Here is a 16617-nt window from a genome sequence, read left to right on the forward strand (position 1 = left end):
CACGGAGCCGTGCCTAGCGGAACGCGGCCCGCGCGAAAAGAACGCCTCAGCGATACCGCCCCCGGCGCCACACGCCGTCCTCGCGCATCATGTTCATCAAGAGGCCCTCGCGCAGGCCCCGGTCGGCGATGCGCAGGCGCTCGGAAGGAAACACCCGGCGGATCGCCTCCAGGATGGCGCAGCCGGCGAGCACGAGATCGGCCCGGTCGCGGCCGATGCAGGGGTTGTCGGCGCGCTGCTCCAGGCGGGTATCGAGCAGGTCCTCGATCGCGTCGCTGACCTCAAAGTCGCTCATCCACAGGCCGTCGACCCGGCGCCGCTCGTAGCGGACGAGCCGCAGGTGCATCGCGGCGAGCGTCGTCACGGTGCCCGACGTGCCGAGCAGATGGAAGTAGGGCGCGGTCGCCGCCGCCGCCGCCCGGATGGCGAAGGGGGAGAGCAGGTCGCCGACCTCCTCGACCATGCCCTCGAAGGTCAGCCGCGTCACCTCGGTGCCGCCGTGGCGCTCGGCCAGCGTCACCACGCCGACGGGCAGCGAATCCCAGGCGCGGATCCGCAGCGTCGGATCGGTCGAGGGGTTGGCCGCCGCGCCGTCGAGCCACGCGATCTCGGTGGAGCCGCCGCCGATGTCGAAGATCACCACCGATTCCGCTCGCGGGTCGGCGAGCGCGGCGCAGCCGGTGACGGCGAGGTACGCTTCGGTCTGGCGATCGACGATCTCGAGATCGAGCCCGACCTCGGCGCGGACGCGAGCCACGAACTCGGCGCCGTTGACGGCGAGCCGGCAGGCCTCCGTCGCGATCACCTTGGAGCGGGCGACGCCGCGGGCCTTCATCTTGGCCTTGCAGATGCGCAACGCCTCGACCGTGCGCTCGATCGCGGCCTCGGTCAGGCGGTTCGAGTTCCCCAAACCCTCGCCGAGGCGGACGATGCGCGAGAACGCGTCGATGACGCGGAACCCGTTGGGGGTCGGCTCGGCGACGAGCAGGCGGCAATTGTTGGTGCCGAGATCGAGGGCGGCGTAGGCGTCGCGGCGCCCGTAGCGGGTCGGATAGGGCTCGATCGGCCGGCCGGCGACAACCGCGCGGGTGCCGTCCCGCGGGTCCTGCGGGTCGGCGGCGGGGCGGGCCGACACGGCGGCGGCGCTCTCATCCCTCATGGACGCGGCCGAGCTTCCTGAACGCACGCGGACACGGCAGCACGCCGCACCATCGTGGCGTCGAAGCTACAGGCGTTGCCGGGCAACTGCAAAGACTCGATCGCGGGACACGCAGAATTTGCCGCGCGATCGTCAAGGGACCGGGGGTAAGGCGGTGATCGGATAGCGGCGCCCCTTCCACACCGCGACGCCGGCCCGCGCCGGGCGCAGCAGCGCGTTCCACTGGATCGCGAGCGCCGTGCAGACGGTCAACGGATGCAGCGGCACGGTGGCGGCGGGCTCGCGCACCACCAGGGTGATCGCCGCACGCGTGGCGAGCGAGAGCAGGGCGGCGCCCGCCGCGATCCAACTGGCCGACGAATCGCTCGCCAGCAGCGCCGAGACCAGCACCAGCCAGGGCAGGACGTGGCCGCCGAACAGGAGTACGGTCCAGATCGGTAGGGCACGGGGCGTGGCCATGCCCTCGCGGGCGTTCTTCGAGAAGCCGGCCCAGCTCTGCGGCCAGTCGCGGTACATCCGGCAGGTCGCGAGCGCGTGGCCGGCGACGAGGTCGGTGCGCAGGCCTTGTCCGCGGAACAGGCGCGGCAGACGCACGCCGTCGTGCAGCGAGGTGCGGATCGCCGCGTGGCCGCCGCTGGCCCGGTAGGCGTCGGCCCGCATCAGGATCATCTGCCCGCAGGCGGCGCCGAGCGACGGATCGGGCGAGAGCCGCATCAAGGCCATCGGCAGGTAGCCGATCAGCAAAAAGTCGATCATCGGCACGGTCAGGCGCTCGCCGAGGCTATCCATCAGCTGCCGCGGCACACCGCTGACGAGATCGACGTTCGCGCGCCGCGCATGCGCCGCGAGGCCGGCGACGCCGTTGGGCGCCAGCGTCACGTCGGCGTCGAGGAAGAGGAGGAGGTCGCCCCGGGCCTCGCGGGCGAGCATGGCGCAGGCGTGGTTCTTGCCGGTCCAGCCCTCGGGCAGGTCGGGCACGGCAACGAGGCGCAGCCGCGGGTCGGCCTCGGCGATGCGGCGGACGATTGTTGCGGTGTCGTCGGTGGAATGGTCGTCGCCGACCAGCACCTCGATCGCGATGCCGGCGCTCGCGAGTGCGGCGCGCACCGTGCCCTCGATCACCCCCGCCTCGTTGCGGGCCGGGATCAGGATCGAGACGAGGCCGGGCGCCTCCGGCTCCGGCTCGGGCGTGCGCAGGATCGAGAGGTTGATCGCCGCGAGGCAGGCCGGCAGCGCGGCGAGCGCGAGGGTCAGCAGAGCGAGGGCCAGGATCATCGGTCGGGCTCCTGTCGTGCGGCGCGGTGCCCGGATTCGAAGCGGCGCCCGGTCAGCATCGCCCCGAGCCGCCGCCAGCCGTCGTAGATGCCCCCGACGCCGCGTTGGCCCGAGACCAGCGTCTCGAACCGGGCGGGATCGCGGGCGACGACGTCGGCGGAGAGCCGGTCGAGGGTGTCGGTCAGCGCTTCCTCCATCCGGGCGAGGCGCTCGGGCCGCGGCAGAGCGAGAAGGTCGCCGGCCCGGATCGGCGCCCCGAAGGCGCAGAACGCCTCGGCGCCGCGCTCCTCCCAGAAGGCGTATTCGAGGGCGAGCGGCAGGACCAGGGCGTCCGGCGCGATCTCGGGGACCCGGCCGACGCCGCCCTTGAGCCCGAGCGGGCGGGCGCGCACGTCGGAGAAGCGCCCTTGCGCAGTGATCCACAGGGCGCGCCCCGGCCCCGACAACACCGCCCGCGAGGCGGTCATGAACTGCGCCGCGCCGCGGCGGCTCTCCAGATCGACCGGGAAGGCGCCGATGCGGCGGAAGATCCCGTAGCGCTTGAGCATCGCCTCGTCGAACGGGGCGTAGCAGGCACGCTCCGGAAACAGCCGGTCGCCGATGAGGATCAGGATCGCCGCGTCCCACCACGCCGGATGGTTGCAATAGACCACGAGCGGCGTGCCGGCTTCGATCGTTGCCGGCGTCCCCCAACGCGCGAGGCGCAGGGCATTCAGGTGGCGGCGCACGAACCGGTCGAGGTAGCCCGCCATGAAGCGCCAGACGAAGGGCGAGCGCTCGGGGAGTTCGGGGGCGGGCGTCACGGGGCGGCGCTCGGACACGTCACGGCTCTCAGGTTCGTCCGGCGGAGCCCCGTCGTATGGTCCGGTCGCGGTGCGCGCTCTCCTCCCCCTTGCGGGGAGGAGTTGGAGGTGGGGGTGGTGCAGAAGGCACCGCAACGCCTCATTCGGAACCACCCCCACCCTCAATCCCTCCCCGCAAGGGGGAGGGAACCCGCGCCCTGTCCGCGAGGCGTGGCATCAAACGAGAAACCGCATATCCGACCGCAGGTGCCGAGAGAGCCAAGCCCCCCGTCACGCGCTGGCGCGCAGCTCCGGCTCGGCCCGGCCGCGGATGTCCTGATCCAGCGCGTCCGCCGCGATCCAGCCCGACATCATCACCATCGGCATGCCGGGGCCGGGATGCGCCGCGCCGCCCGCGAGGTAAAGGCCGCGCACCTCGCGCGATCGGTTGCCCGGCTTGAACGCGCCCATCATGCGGCCGTGCGAGGCGAGCCCGTAGATCGCGCCGTTCAGCACCTTGTAGCGGTCGTGGATGTCCTGCGGGGTGAGGTGGCGCTCGACGACGATACGCTCCTCGATGTCCGGCATGCCGCCGGTGCGCTTCAGCTTCTCCAGGATGGTCCGCCGATAAGCCGGGAACATTTTTTGCCAGTTGTGGTGCGGGCGTAGGTAGGGGGTGTGGACCAGCACGTACAATGCCTCGCCGCCCTCCGGCGCCACGCTCGGATCGGTGGAGGAGGGGGCCGCGAGGTAGGCGGTCGGGTCCGGGGCGGGCTCGCCCTTGCGGTAGATGAAGTCGAACTCCTCCTCCGGGTCGCGGGAGAAGACGAAATCGTGGTGGGCGAGGTGCTCGTAGCGCTTGTTGAGGCCGAGATAGAGCACCACCCCGGAGCAGGCCGGCTCGAAGCACTTCTTCTCGTAGGTCTTGCCGACCTCGCCGCCGACGAGTTCGCGGTAGGTACGCACCGAATCCATGTTGGAGATCACGGCGTCGAACGGCGTCGTGCCGCTCGCGGTCTTCAGACCGCGGATGGCGCCACCCTGGATGTCGAGGCCGGTCACCTCGTCGGAGGATTTCAGCGTCGCGCCGAGTTCGGTCGCGAGCTTCATCAGGCCTTCGGCCACCGCGCGGGTGCCGCCCATCGGATACCAGACGCCTTCGGCCGTCTGCATGTGGGCGATGGCGCAGAGCACGGCGGGCGCGCCGTAGGGCGAGGAGCCGACATATTGCACGAAGTGGTCGAGCATCTGCGCGAGGCGGGCGTCCTTCACCTTGCCGCGGATCGTGCTCGCGACGGTGGCGTGCATGCGCAACGACAGCACGTCGCGAAGCGTGCCGGGGTTCATGTTGGCGCGGATGTCGATCGTGTCGAACAGGTCCTGCACGGCCTTCCAGAAGAAGAACCGTTCCGAGACGCCGTGCAGGTGCTCCGAGACCGCGATGAACTTCTTGTAGCCGTCGCCGATGCCCTGGCCCGGGGCGAAGCGGTCCATGGAGGCCGCCATGGCATCGACGTCCTCGATCAGGTCGATGCGGGAATTGTCGTCGAAGAAGCAGCGCCATTGCGGGTCGAGGCGGCGCAGGTCCATGTAGTCGTGGACCGACTTGCCGGCCTCGGCAAAGACGCGCTCCAGCACGCGCGGCACGGTGAGGATGGTCGGCCCCATGTCGAAGCGGAAGCCGCCCTCGTGCAGCACCGCGGCCTTGCCGCCCATCCAGGAATTCTTGTCGTAGACGGTGACGCGATGCCCGCGGGCCGCCGTCACGCAGGCGGCGGCCAGCCCGCCGAGCCCGCTGCCCACCACCGCGACCGAGGAACCCTGGCTCATCGCAACTCATCCCCGCCGGGGCTGAGGCGCCGGCCTTCACGGCAAAGCTAGATGCGGCGCACGGCGGGTCAACGTGCCACCCGGTCGCGCTCTCCTCTGAGGGAGCCTCGGGCTGTGGACAGGTGCGCCAGGAAATTACCGATCTCCCGGCGGCGCCGCGCGGGTTCGAGCAGATCGGCTCCGAGGCCGTGGCGCCACGCGAGGCGCTGCTGGGCTTCGGGATCGGCCAAGGCGCGCACCTCGTCGGCATAGGACTCCACCGCGGCCGTCTCAGTTGCGAGCCCCGCCTCGACCACGGATTGCGCGCTGAGCCTCAGCATCGCGGCGAGTTCGTCGGGATCGACCTCCGGGTGGTACTGCGTGCCCCAGAACAGGCCGCGCCCGTGGCGGATCTCGATGGCCTGCACGTCGAGGACGGCGTTGGACGCGAGCACGCGGGAACCGGGTGGCGGCTCCAGCACCGAATCGGCGTGGATCGCAGGCGCGTCCCAGGCCGGGCCGCGGCCGGCGAGCAGAGGATGGGCGGCGCCCTCCGGTGTCGGCGCGAGGCGCCGGGCGAAGCCGTATTCGGGTCCGCGCGGGTTCGGGCCGACATGGCCGCCTGCCACCGCTGCGGCGACCTGGATGCCCCAGCACGAGCCGAAGACCGGAAGCCCGGCCGCGAAGGCGGCGCGCATCAGGTCGAGCTGACGCTCGACCGCGGGTCCGCCCTCGGTCAGGCGCAGGGTCGAGCCGGTGACGATCAGGCCGTCCGCCTCATGCAGGCCGAGGCCGGCGGGGAGGACGGCATCCGCGTCGGCGGGTTCGATCAGCACGCACTCCGCGTCAGGGGCGAGATCGGTCACGACATCGGCGAAGGACTGCGCCGTCGTGCGGCCGAGGATGTCCCGGCGCGTGGCGCGGCCGTTCCGGTCGTTTCCATCGGCGATCAGCAGGCGCGGCATCGCTTCCCCGGTGCGGTAGAGCCGAGCGCGGCGAAGCCCGGACCGGGGCTGTGCCAGATTATCCTAAGCAGGTCGCGAGGGCGGGGGGCCGCGGGACGATCCGCCTCACGCTTCAGTGCGTGCGATGCCCCACCAGCCCCAACGCCGCCCCGAGCCCCGCCAGGGCCAGCCCGGCGAGCACGCCCCAAGCCGGAAGCGCGGCGGCAAAACCTTCGCCCAGCGCGGTCTGGTAGGCCTCGATCGCCCAGGCGTTGGGGGTGAGCCAGCCGGCCTGTTGAAGCCAGGGGGGCATGAGGAAGCGGGGCACCATGCTGCCGCCCACCGCCGAGAGCAGCAGCACGCCGAAGGTCGCGGCGAGATGCGCCTGCTGGCGGGTGGAGGAGAGGGCACAGGCGGCCAGCGCCAGCCCGGCCGCCATGGCGGAGACGAGCGCCGAGGTGACGAGCCAGCCGAGCCAGTGGCCGGAGACATCGACGCCGTGCAGGAGTGCGGCGGCGGTGAAGATCAGCCCGGCCTGGACGATGCCTTGCAGCAGCAGGAACAGGAACTTGCCGAGCACGATCACCCGCAGGCCGCCGGGACCGGCGGCGAGGCGGTCGGCCAAGCCCCCCTCGCGCTCGTCCACGAGCGAGAGGGCGCCCTGCATCGCGGCGAACAGCAGGAACACCGCGGTGATGGCGCCGGCATAGTAGCTGATGCGCTCGTTGCCGCGGCCCGAGGCGGCCGAGCGGGTCTCGACGAGGTTGGCGAAGGAGAACGGCTCCTTCTTGGCCCGCTGCTCGGCGAAGGCCTCGTCGAGGAAGGCGCGCTCGTCGGCGCCGATCTTGCCCGAGCGTTCGACGTCGGCGACGATGCGCGAGAGCACCACGTCGGGCAGCGCGCCGTTCAGCGCGCGCTGAAGCTGGCCGAGCGCGATCGGGCTCGCCAGCGCGCGGGCCGGGCTCTCGACCAGCACCACCGGCTGGTCGGCGGGGGCGGGTCCGTTCTGCGCCGCGAGTTCGCCCCGCAGCACCAGCGCGACATCGACCTCGCCGCGGCGGACGGCGGCGACCGCGCCCTCGACATCGGTGGCGCGCAGGCGCTCGACCCTCAGACTCGGCTCCGCTTCGAGGGCCGTGGCGAGACGTTGGGTGGTGGCGGTCTGGGCGAGGTCGGCGAGACCTAAGTGAATACGGACGCGGTCGCCGAGTGCCCCGGAAAAGATCGCGGCAAAAATCGAGAAAATGACGGTCGGCAGGACGAAGGCCATCGTCAGCGCCGCGCGGTCGCGCAGGAGCGAGAGCCACATCACCCGGAACGCCGCCGCGATCACGCCGCCGCCTCCGTTCCGCCGAGGGCGTCGCGATAGAGCGTCTCCAGGCCGGGGCGGCGCACGCGGATCTCGGCCGCCGGCACGCCGCGCCCGCGCAGGCTCGCGAGCAGGGCTGCGCCGTCGAGGCCGCCCGCGGCGCCGTGATCGGCCCGCCAGAGTCGGGCATCGCCCGCTTCCGGCGCGAAGCCGGCTTCGCGGAGCGCGGCTTGCGCCGCCGGATCGGGGGCGGCCTCCATCACCGCCTCGTGCTCGGGGGGCGCGGCGGCGAGCGGGCGCATCAGCATGGCGAGATCGCCGGCCAGCCGCAGGCGGCCCTCGCCGAGGATGGCGACGCGGTCGGCGAGGCGCTCGGCTTCCGCAAAGTCGTGGGTGCTGACGATGACGCCCGCGCCTGCCGCGCGCAGGCCCGCCAGCACCGCGTGGATCGCCGCGCGGGCGTCGAGATCGACGCCCTGCGTCGGCTCGTCGAGCAGGATCAGGTCGGGGGCGGCGAGCAGGCTCGCGGCGATGTTGGCCCGACGCTGGTAGCCGCCCGACAAAGTCGCGACGGGGCGACCGGCGACCGATTCGAGGGCGCAGCGGGCGAGCACAGAACCGACCGCCTCGCGGCGGGCCCCGCGGCCGAGCCCGGCGAGGCGGGCGAACACGTCGAGATTCTCCGCCACGCTCAGGCGCGGATAGAGCGCGATCTCCTGCGGCACGTAGCCGATGCGCCCGCGCACCGTCCGGTCGCCATGGGGATCGCCGCCGCATACCCGCACGCGGCCCGAATCGGGCGCGAGCCGCCCGGCGAGCAGGCGGATCAGGGTGGACTTGCCGGCGCCGTTCGGCCCGAGCAGCGCGAGCGTCGTGCCGGCCTCCACGGTGAGGTCGAGGCCGCGCAGGGCCGGCCGGCCGCGGAAGGCAAGGGCGGCCCCCTCGACGCGGACGAGGGGCGGCGGGAGGCTCACGGAAGGAATCAGCGCCGGGGCAGGGCGCGGGCGAGGCGCACCCGCAAGGCTCCGCCGGGCTCGGTGAGGGTGAAGGCGGCGGCGCCGAAATCCGGCCGGGCGCGGCGCCCGGCGGCGCCGGAGAAGCCGTAGGGTTCCAGCGGCAGGCCGAGCGGGGTCCGCCCGAGCCGCCCGTCGCCGTCGAGATCCTGATAGGCCGCCACCGCCCAGGGGCCCGCGGGCACGTCGCGGAACAGGAAGCGCTGGGCGCCGCCCTGCGCCGGGGCGTCCTGGCCCTGGCGGCAGCCGGCTTCCGTCAGGCTGCCCTGGCAGAGGGTGACGTAGACCGCGCCCGCGCCGGGCTCGGCCCCCTCGACGATCACCTCAAGGCTCGCGGCGCAGGCCGGGCCGGCGAGCACCAGCCCGGCGATCAGAACGGCGGCCGCGCGCATCAATGCGGCTCGCCGGTGGCGAGCGGCGAGGTCGAGGGCAGTTCGGCGAGGATCGCGGGCGCCTTCTCGCGGGCCAGATCCTCGATCAGCAGGCGGGCGGAGATGCGCGCGCCCTCGTAGATCACCGGCAGGCCCGAGCCCGGATGGGTGCCGCCGCCGACGAGGTAGAGCCCCGGCCCGAAGCGGTTGTGGGGGCGGAACCACAGCATCTGCAGCAGGTCGTGGGCGAGGTTGAAGGTCGCGCCCTCGTGGACGGCGAAGTCGTCCCGCCAGCCCCGGGGGTCGATGACGCGCTCGTAGCGGATGCGCTCCTCGATGTCGGGGAGGCCCAACAGCTTGAGCCGCTCCAGCACCAGCTTGCGATAGGCCGGGCCGACCTCCTCCCAATCGATGCCTGATTTCAGGTTCGGCACCGGCACCAGCACGTAGAGAGCGGTGTGGCCGGGGGGCGCCATGCCGCCGTCGGTGAAGCCCGCATGCTGCACGTAGATCGAGGGCTGCATCGGCAGGATGCCGCCGGTGATCTCGTTGATGTTGCGCTCGTATTCCTTGGACAACAGGATCGTGTGATGCCCCAGGCTCTCGGGCATTTTCCCCTCGATGCCGAGATAGAGCATGAAGGTCGAGCAGGAGAGGCGGGCCTTGTCGATCTTGGCGTCGCGCCAGCGCGGGCGGCGCTCCTCCGGAACGAGGTCGCGGATGGTCTTGGCGAAGTCGCCGTTGATCATCACCGCGTCGGCCTTCAGCGTTTCGCCGCCAGCCACCACGCCGCAGGCGCGCTTGCCCTCGAACAGCACCCGCTCGACGCGCGTGTTGAGGCGGACATCGACGCCCATGCGGCGGGCGAGCCCCGCCATCGCCTCCGAGACCGCGCCGCAGCCGCCGACCGGATGGTAGACCCCGTGCTCGTATTCGAGGAACGAGAGGATCGTGAACAGGCTCGGGCAGCGGAACGGGCTCATCCCGAGATATTTGGTCTGGAACGAGAAGGCGAGGCGGACCCGCGGGTCGGCGAAGTAGCGGCGCAGATCCTTGTCGACGCTGCGGCCGGGATGGAGGTGGGGCAGCGCGGCCAGCATCGCCGGGCTCGCCATCGACAGGAAATTGTCGAACGGCTGCTCCAGCACCGGCTTGAAGAAGTCGAGCTTGGTCCGGTTCTCGGCGAAGAATTTTTCGACGTTCTCCGCGTCGGCCGGGGCCAAGCGGGCGATCTCGGCCTTCAGCCGCGGCACGTCGCCGGTGGCGCGGATCTGCCCCGAGATGCCGTCCTCGCCCTCGAAGACGAGGTTGTATTGCGGGTCGAGGCGTTCGAGCTTGACGTGGTCCTCCAGCCGCTCGCCGCAGGACTCGAAGATGTCGGCCAGGATCTGCGGGTAGAGGAAGAAGGTCGGGCCGATGTCGAAGCGGTAGCCGCCCGGCGCCTCGACGGTCTTGGTGCGGCCGCCCACGACCGGATCGCGCTCGATCAGCGTGACGTGCAGGCCCGCCTTGGCCAGCAGCAGGGCGGAGGCGAGCCCGCCGGGGCCGGCCCCGACCACGACGACGCGACGCCCGGTCAGCGCCCGCAATCCTTCCCGCGACTGAAGCAACGCCCCGAGGCTCCCCTTCTGATCCGTGCGGGCCAATCTTGGCCTTATCCGCGCCCCCGGCAAGAGGCGCGGATTGTCGCGCGCAGTCTCTCCTCAACGGCGGCGCAGCGGCACCACCGCGGCGGCGCCGATCTGCGGCCCGGTCTCGACGTCGAGATCGGGCACGGCGATGATCGGGGAGCCGCGGAGATCCCGCCGCATCACGATGGCGCCGCGCTCCTCCAGATAGGCGAGCATCCGCCGGGCGCGACCCGAAGAGGAGGTGCCGTAGGCCCTCGCCAGCGAGGCGTCGGAGGGGCAGGGCGCACCCTCGATGGCGGTGCGGGCGATGAGCAGGAACAGGCCGGCGAGGTCGTCGGGCAACGTGGCCGCGATGCCTTGCGCCCGCTCCCATTCCGGCCCCTCGGCCACAGTGCCGCCGACGCCGGCGCGCGCCACCGCGAGGCGGCGCTTGAACTCGGACAGGCTCATCGCCTCGCCGCCGAGCCGGCGGATGCGGCAGCGGACGGTGAAGTCCTGATAGAGCGTCGCGGGGGTGCAGGCGACGGCGTCCGAATCGGCCAGCACCGAGGCCAGAACCTCGGCCATCGCCGCCTCGCGCTCGGCCGGATCGAGGGGTTCGGGTTCCGAAAACTCCTCGCGCAAAGGCGGGCGGTAGCTCGCAAGCTGAACGAGCACGTCGGGGCTCGCCGGCCGGGCGGGCTTGGGCCGCGGGGAGGGCAGGGGCTTGGCCTCCTCGCCCGGCGCGGCGGTAAGGATCAGGGCACGGGCCGCCTCGCCCATCTCGGGGAGCGGCAGGAGGGCGGGGGCCGAATTGCGGCTCTCGGTCTCGGTCGCCCCCACCGCGATCGGCAGCGGGCGCTTGGAGATCGCCGGCCCCAGGCCGACGAAGTGGCCACGGGCGAGGTCGCGGAACATCTCCGCTTGGCGGCGGTCGAGGCCGAGCAGGTCGGCGGCGCGGGCCATGTCGATGTCGAGGAAAGTGCGGCCCATCAGGAAGTTCGAGGCTTCCGCCGCGACGTTCTTGGCGAGCTTGGCCAGCCGCTGCGTGGCGATGATGCCGGCCAAGCCTCGCTTACGGCCGCGGCACATCAGGTTGGTCATGGCGCCGAGCGACAGGCGGCGGGCCTCGTCCGACACCTCGCCCGCGGCGGCGGGTGCGAAGAGCTGCGCCTCGTCGACGACGACGAGCATCGGGTACCAGAGCGAGCGGTCGGCATCGAACAGCCCGCCGAGGAAGGCGGCGGCCGCGCGCATCTGGTCCTCGGCATCCAGCCCTTCGAGCGACAACACCACCGAGACGCGGTGCTCGCGCACGCGGGCGGCGATCCGCAACAATTCGCTCTCGTTGCCGTCGGCCTCGACCACGACGTGGCCGTAGCGCTCGGCCAGCGTGACGAAGTCGCCCTCGGGATCGATGATCGCCTGCTGCACGAGGCCGGCGCTCTGCTCCAACAGGCGGCGCAGCAGGTGCGATTTGCCGGAGCCGGAATTGCCCTGGACGAGGAGGCGGGTCGCCAGCAGTTCGGTGAGGTCCATCACCGCCGGCCGTTCGCCGGCCCGCCCCAGGTCGATCTCGTAGCCCATCCGATTCCCCGCTGGCGGCGTCCCGCTCCCTTAACACGCCGGCTTAACGATCGGTCGCCGGGCGGGGTGCGCCGTCCACAGGCGGGCGTCAGGCTCGTCCCAGCCGTTCCCCCGCCAGCCGATGCAGCGCGATCGCCCCCGATGTCGCCACGTTCAGCGAATCGAAGCCCGGCGCCATGGCGATGCGGACGCGCCGCGCCCGGTCCATCACGGCTTCCGGCAGGCCCGGCCCTTCGGTGCCGAGCAGCAGCAGCGCGCGGGGCGGAGGCTCGAGCGTTTCCAGCGCCTCGCCTCCGCCCGGCGTCAGCGCCAGCGGGATCAGGGCATGCCGCTCCGCGAGGTCGAGCAGGGCGATGCCGCTCGCCGCGCGGGCGAAGGGTACGGTCAGCGCCGCGCCGGCCGAGACCCGGATCGCCTTGCGGTAGAGCGGATCGCAGGTGGCGGCGTCGAGCAGCACCGCGTCGGCGCCGAAGGCGGCGGCGTTGCGAAACAGGCCGCCGACATTGTCGTGGTTGGTCAGGCCGACGAGGCCGAGCACAAGGGCCGGGGCAGGGGCCGGCGGTATCAGCGCGTCGGGCTGAGGCTCGGGCCCGCGCAGGCCCACCGCCAGCACGCCGCGATGAACGGGGAAGCCCGTCACCGCGCTCATCACGTCCCGGCCGGCGAGGTAGACCGGCGGGCCGTCCTCTTGCGGGCCGTCCTCTTGCGGGCCGTCCTCTTGGAAGAACGGCGCCAATCCCGGCCAGCGCTCCGGCGCGAGCAGCACCGACTCCGCCCGGAAGCGCGCGCCTTCTGAGAACAGCAGCCGCAGGGTCACCTCGCCCTCGACGATGAAGCGGCCCTGCCGCCCGACGAGGTCGCGCTCGCGCATCGCGCGGTAGGGCGCGAGGCGCGGATCGTCCGGGTCGTCGAGGAGGATCGGTTCGGGCAACCGCTCAGGCCGGGCGCCCGCCGCCCATGCGCATGGCGAGCGGGTCCGCCTCCTCCTTCTTCGGCACCTTCACCAGAGCCTCGCCGTCGAGCACCACCTCGGCGCCGACGGAGCAGGTGCATTTCAGGCGAGCCCGGCGGCGCTCGGGGATCAGCTCGGCCACCTCGACCTTCACCTCGACGGTGTCGCCGATGCGCACCGGCGCGCGGAAGTTCAGGGTCTGCGAGATGTAGACCGCGCCCGGACCCGGCAGGCGGGTGCCGAGCACCGCCGAGATCAGGCCGGCGGTGTAGAGGCCGTGGGCGATGCGGGTGCCGAACGGCGTGCGGGCGGCGAAGTGCTCGGAGAGGTGGATCGGGTTGCGGTCGCCGGTGATCTCGGCAAAACCCACCACGTCGGAGGAGGAGATCTCCTTCATCAGGATCTCGGTCAGCCCGACTTCGAGATCCTCGAAATAGAGCACGCGCAGTTCGGGCAACATCTGGAGCCTCCCCAAGGTCCCGCAAACCGCGCGACGGGCGACGCGGCAAAGCTTTCGCCTCGCACAGGCGCGGGCGCAAATCCAGATGCCGATGGGACGAAGGCCGCCCCCCGCCGATCAAGCTCTCGACAGCGGGGGGCTCGCGAGGCAATCAGCGACCGTCCCGCCCGCCGACGAGAATCCGACTCGTGCCCCGCCCGACCCCAACCCCTGCCCTGCGCCCGGTCGTCGCCCGCGTGGCGGCGCTGAACCTCGGCTATTTCGGGATCGAGATCACGGTGGCGCTCGCCATCGGCTCGGTGGCGCTCATCGCCGACAGCCTCGACTTCATGGAAGACGCGGCGATCAACCTCCTGATCTTCGCAGGCCTCGGCTGGAGCCTGCGCAACCGGGCGCGGCTCGGCACGGCCATGGCCTTCATTATCCTCGTGCCCGGCCTCGCCACGGCCTGGGCCGCCTACGAAAAATTTTCGGACTTCGTCGCGCCCGATCCCGTGCCGCTGACGATCACCGGAATCGGCGCGCTTCTGGTCAACCTCACCTGCGCCCTGATGCTCGCCCGCCACCGCGACGGGCACGGCAGCCTGACGCGGGCCGCCTACCTCTCGGCCCGCAACGATGTCGCCGCCAACGTCGCGATCATCGTCGCCGGGCTCGTCACCGCCCTGACCCTCTCGTCCTGGCCCGACCTCGTCGCCGCGCTCGGCATCGCCGTGATCAACGCCGATTCGGCCTTCGACATCCTCAAGGCCGCCCGCCGCGAGCGGCAGGCGGCCGCCGCCGCAGCGCGGGTCTGACATCCTCGACGGAATCCTCGTGCCGCGCCTCTTCCCCCTGTCCGACCTCCACCTCGAACGCCGCCGACCCGAGGCGATCCCGCGTCCGTCGGCGCCCTTCGACGTGCTCGTCTGCGCCGGCGACCTGCACGAGGGCCATCCCGAGAAGGGCGTGGACTTCCTCGTCTCGCTCGCCGAGGGCCGGCCGGTCGTGCTGGTGCCGGGCAACCACGAGCACTACGCCCCGACGGGCGACGAACGCACCGCGCCGGAACTGCTCGCGGCGCTTGAGCGCGCCGTCGCCCGGCGTAACGGGGAGGGCCAGCGCATCCACCTGCTCCAGGGCGGGCAGGCGACGGTGATCGAGGGCGTGCGCTTCGTCGGCACCACGCTCTGGAGCGACTGGTCGCTCGCCGGCCGCTGGCTGACCGACGACACCCCCGACCGCCCCGCCGACCCGGTCGCCTACGCCGCGGCGCGGATGACAGACCCGGTCACCGGCTCGCGGGAGTATCGCGGCGCGATCCGCCGGGCCGACCGCGCCGCGTGGTCGCCGGCCGACGCCATGGCGGCACATATCGCAGAGAAGGCCGCCTTCCTCGAAGCGCTGGCGCAGCCCCATGCCGGCCCGACGGTGGCGGTGACGCACCATCCTCCGAGCCCGCTCGCGGCGGACGCCTTTCGCGATGCGCCGGGCGTGCCCTGGTGGGTGCCGGCCTTCTACGCCACGACCGTGCTCGACGACCTCCCGGACGCCGAGCGGCCCGATCTCTGGTTCTCCGGCCATTTCCATGCCGGGCACGACATCAGGCTCGGGCGCACGCGCTGGATCGCCAACCCGGTCGAGGGGAAGACGTTTCGCAACGACATCGTCGCCGAACTCGGCTGAAACCCGGATGCCGCTCCGCGCGTAAGCGTCTCGGGTCGGCCGATGCCGGCCGCAACGACGAGAACCCGGAGATCGTCCCGTGAGCGCCTTCATCGCCGTCGTCCTCGTCTGCGCCAACTCCGTGCCGCAGGAGGCCTGCACCGACGACCGGGCCAGCGAGGTGCGCAAGGTGCGCGTCGCCAACGAACTCGGCTGCACCAGCGGCTGGCAGGAGATCATCGCCCGCACCGATTTGCGCGACGAGGTCGGCAAGACGAGCTACCTCAAGACGGAGTGCCGCCGGGTGAAGGAGGCGCAGTAGTGCTCTGACTCTGGTGCTTTGACGCCGTCTTGAGGCACATCGAAGACCCGACACTTTAAGCGAGCCGGAGCCCTATCACTACCTGAGCACTTTGAGGTCAGCCGGCAGCTTGAAGCAATGTCGGGCCTTGAGGACATCGCGCCGGCGGGACGAGGTCGACGAACCGTCGGCCGATGATGGCCTGCCGCACGGCGGGCAGGCTCGGAGACGGTGGTACCCCCGGCCGGCCGGTCCGCTTTTTTTCCCCGGCCCGTTCGATCAGGCTGGGCGAGGCGGAGGTGCCGGAGGTAAGCGCAGGCCATACACGTCATCAGCGCGTGGCGGTGCAGACCGGTCCAGCAGCGGCCCTCGAAGTGATCGAGGCCGAGTTCCTGCTTCATCTGTTGGTGGGGCTGCCGGCGGCCCGGACCATCATCGAGGCGTGGCGGGTCGCCTCCAACACCTGCCGCCCGCACACGAGCCACGGTGGGCTCACCCCAAACGCGTTTGCAACCCGGCCCAAATAGGACCAGAGCCAGAACGGACTCTGGTTATGAACGGGGGCAAACAGGGGGCAAGGTCAGACCATATTCGGCTGGGGCATGGTCCTGAGCCTCGCGTGAAGGCCGTCAGGAGCGTGATATGGCTCGATGCGCCGCCCGGCATCCTCGCGCTTGAGCCGGAGGACGCGATGCGTCTCGACTCATGAGGTCGGATACCTTCCTTGCAGCGGCACCCTATCGGATTGATCCGGCCCCCATCGCGTACGGCCTGAATGCACTCCCCCGCCTCAACCAGCATTCGTCGGACTCTGCGTCGAGTGATCAGAACCGATCCATTTCTTCCGAGAGGGCTTGTCCGCCTCGAGCGGAGCCTTGGTCGCCTCCTTCGATGAGGGCGGCGGAGGCGGCGGTTGATTCGCGAACGGAGGCTCTCCGTTCCTTCGCAGAGAGGCGCAACAGACGCCGCCACTCGCGCGAATGGATCACCGCTTTGGGGCAGCCAGCTCGTTCCATTCGTTGTACGAAGGTTGTACGTCCGGAGTTCGAAGTCGGCTTCTGACGAGCCTTACATGCGGGCCAACCACTTGACCCGACTGATGAATTTGCTTGGAGCGGGCGATCGGGATCGAACCGACGACATTCAGCTTGGGAAGCTGACGTTCTACCACTGAACTACGCCCGCAACGCTATGCGTTCTGAACCGCTTAGGCCGTTTGAGTCAACGCCTTTCGCGACGATGTCTGACGCTGCGTAGCACCTTTGTAGCAAGAGCGTCACGACGAGTGCAACGCCATGAGCGAAGGTGACCTGACCGGTATTTTGAACCGAGCCAATTGAGAGGTTACTGCATGGCGGTGGCCATGGGTAGCCGGAAGGCGAGATCCGGGTAGCTGACTGG

15 protein-coding genes, 1 tRNA gene and 2 pseudogenes are annotated in these 16617 nt (G+C 71.4%); 4 read left to right on the top strand and 14 right to left on the bottom strand.

What is annotated here, in order from left to right:
• Positions 1-46: 46 nt before the first annotated feature.
• From HNR00_RS10310 to croR, 12 genes are all read right to left on the bottom strand, one after another.
• Positions 47-1159, bottom strand: a complete 1113-nt coding sequence (locus tag HNR00_RS10310) for a Ppx/GppA phosphatase family protein (RefSeq protein ID WP_183568875.1) — start codon at positions 1157-1159, stop codon at positions 47-49.
• 132 nt (positions 1160-1291) lie between these two features.
• Entirely contained in the window at positions 1292-2434 is a 1143-nt protein-coding gene (locus HNR00_RS10315) for a glycosyltransferase family 2 protein (RefSeq protein WP_183568877.1), read from the bottom strand.
• Entirely contained in the window at positions 2431-3186 is a 756-nt protein-coding gene (locus HNR00_RS10320; protein WP_183568939.1) for a lysophospholipid acyltransferase family protein, read from the bottom strand. The genes HNR00_RS10315 and HNR00_RS10320 overlap by 4 nt, the downstream gene beginning before the upstream one ends.
• 321 nt (positions 3187-3507) lie before the next feature.
• Positions 3508-5046 (bottom strand): phytoene desaturase family protein, encoded by a 1539-nt coding sequence (locus HNR00_RS10325; RefSeq protein ID WP_183568880.1) that lies wholly within the window; start codon positions 5044-5046, stop codon positions 3508-3510.
• Positions 5047-5114: 68 nt separating this feature from the next.
• Positions 5115-5990 (bottom strand): type 1 glutamine amidotransferase, encoded by an 876-nt coding sequence (locus HNR00_RS10330; protein ID WP_183568882.1) that lies wholly within the window; start codon positions 5988-5990, stop codon positions 5115-5117.
• A gap of 112 nt (positions 5991-6102) precedes the next feature.
• On the bottom strand, positions 6103-7302 hold the full coding sequence (locus HNR00_RS10335; protein ID WP_183568884.1) for an ABC transporter permease: 1200 nt from the start codon (positions 7300-7302) through the stop codon (positions 6103-6105).
• Positions 7299-8252: an ABC transporter ATP-binding protein gene (locus HNR00_RS10340; RefSeq protein ID WP_183568886.1), complete on the bottom strand. Its 954-nt coding sequence runs from the start codon at positions 8250-8252 to the stop codon at positions 7299-7301. Before HNR00_RS10340 ends, HNR00_RS10335 begins: the two co-directional genes overlap by 4 nt.
• Before the next feature lie 8 nt (positions 8253-8260).
• A complete protein-coding gene (locus HNR00_RS10345; protein ID WP_183568888.1) occupies positions 8261-8683 on the bottom strand; it encodes a DUF2141 domain-containing protein in 423 nt (140 codons plus the stop codon).
• Entirely contained in the window at positions 8683-10272 is a 1590-nt protein-coding gene (gene crtI, locus HNR00_RS10350) for a phytoene desaturase family protein (RefSeq protein WP_183568940.1), read from the bottom strand. The genes HNR00_RS10345 and crtI overlap by 1 nt, the downstream gene beginning before the upstream one ends.
• 93 nt (positions 10273-10365) lie before the next feature.
• Entirely contained in the window at positions 10366-11859 is a 1494-nt protein-coding gene (locus HNR00_RS10355) for a helicase HerA domain-containing protein (RefSeq protein ID WP_183568890.1), read from the bottom strand.
• Positions 11860-11947: 88 nt separating this feature from the next.
• Positions 11948-12790, bottom strand: a complete 843-nt coding sequence (locus tag HNR00_RS10360) for a TrmH family RNA methyltransferase (protein ID WP_183568892.1) — start codon at positions 12788-12790, stop codon at positions 11948-11950.
• Between the two features lie 4 nt (positions 12791-12794).
• Positions 12795-13271 carry a 3-hydroxybutyryl-CoA dehydratase gene (gene croR / locus HNR00_RS10365; RefSeq protein ID WP_091945545.1) on the bottom strand — a complete coding sequence of 159 codons (477 nt, stop codon included), beginning with the start codon at positions 13269-13271 and terminating at the stop codon, positions 12795-12797.
• Between the two features lie 188 nt (positions 13272-13459).
• On the opposite strand from croR, the gene HNR00_RS10370 reads away from it, so the two are divergent.
• The 3 genes from HNR00_RS10370 to HNR00_RS10380 all read left to right on the top strand — a co-directional run bounded on the left by HNR00_RS10370 (position 13460) and on the right by HNR00_RS10380 (position 15237).
• Entirely contained in the window at positions 13460-14068 is a 609-nt protein-coding gene (locus HNR00_RS10370; protein ID WP_183568894.1) for a cation efflux transmembrane domain-containing protein, read from the top strand.
• Between the two features lie 19 nt (positions 14069-14087).
• On the top strand, positions 14088-14936 hold the full coding sequence (locus tag HNR00_RS10375; RefSeq protein WP_183568895.1) for a metallophosphoesterase: 849 nt from the start codon (positions 14088-14090) through the stop codon (positions 14934-14936).
• A 79-nt stretch (positions 14937-15015) separates the two neighbouring features.
• A complete protein-coding gene (locus HNR00_RS10380; RefSeq protein ID WP_183568897.1) occupies positions 15016-15237 on the top strand; it encodes a hypothetical protein in 222 nt (73 codons plus the stop codon).
• Positions 15238-15407: 170 nt separating this feature from the next.
• Here HNR00_RS10380 and HNR00_RS26040 read toward each other — a convergent pair.
• A pseudogene (locus HNR00_RS26040) lies at positions 15408-15632 on the bottom strand (IS701 family transposase); the annotation flags it as partial.
• Here HNR00_RS26040 and HNR00_RS10390 point away from each other — a divergent pair.
• Positions 15615-15743 (top strand): annotated as a pseudogene (locus HNR00_RS10390) (integrase core domain-containing protein); the annotation flags it as partial. The pseudogenes HNR00_RS26040 and HNR00_RS10390 sit on opposite strands and share 18 nt — an antisense overlap.
• 583 nt (positions 15744-16326) lie before the next feature.
• Here the strand turns inward: HNR00_RS10390 and HNR00_RS10395 are convergent.
• Positions 16327-16401: transfer RNA gene (locus HNR00_RS10395), tRNA-Gly, on the bottom strand.
• Positions 16402-16617 lie beyond the last annotated feature (216 nt).

Source organism: Methylorubrum rhodinum, from assembly GCF_014199935.1.
GTDB classification, from domain to species: Bacteria; Pseudomonadota; Alphaproteobacteria; order Rhizobiales; family Beijerinckiaceae; genus Methylobacterium; species Methylobacterium rhodinum.

Bases quoted from the DNA above. Each gene is read 5' to 3' on its own strand.
- HNR00_RS10310 (WP_183568875.1), bottom strand. From the start codon at position 1,159: ATGAGGGATGAGAGCGCCGCCGCCGTGTCGGCCCGCCCCGCCGCCGAC.
- HNR00_RS10315 (WP_183568877.1), bottom strand. From the start codon at position 2,434: ATGATCCTGGCCCTCGCTCTGCTGACCCTCGCGCTCGCCGCGCTGCCG.
- HNR00_RS10320 (WP_183568939.1), bottom strand. From the start codon at position 3,186: ATGGCGGGCTACCTCGACCGGTTCGTGCGCCGCCACCTGAATGCCCTG.
- HNR00_RS10325 (WP_183568880.1), bottom strand. From the start codon at position 5,046: ATGAGCCAGGGTTCCTCGGTCGCGGTGGTGGGCAGCGGGCTCGGCGGG.
- HNR00_RS10330 (WP_183568882.1), bottom strand. From the start codon at position 5,990: ATGCCGCGCCTGCTGATCGCCGATGGAAACGACCGGAACGGCCGCGCC.
- HNR00_RS10345 (WP_183568888.1), bottom strand. From the start codon at position 8,683: ATGCGCGCGGCCGCCGTTCTGATCGCCGGGCTGGTGCTCGCCGGCCCG.
- HNR00_RS10355 (WP_183568890.1), bottom strand. From the start codon at position 11,859: ATGGGCTACGAGATCGACCTGGGGCGGGCCGGCGAACGGCCGGCGGTG.
- croR (WP_091945545.1), bottom strand. From the start codon at position 13,271: ATGTTGCCCGAACTGCGCGTGCTCTATTTCGAGGATCTCGAAGTCGGG.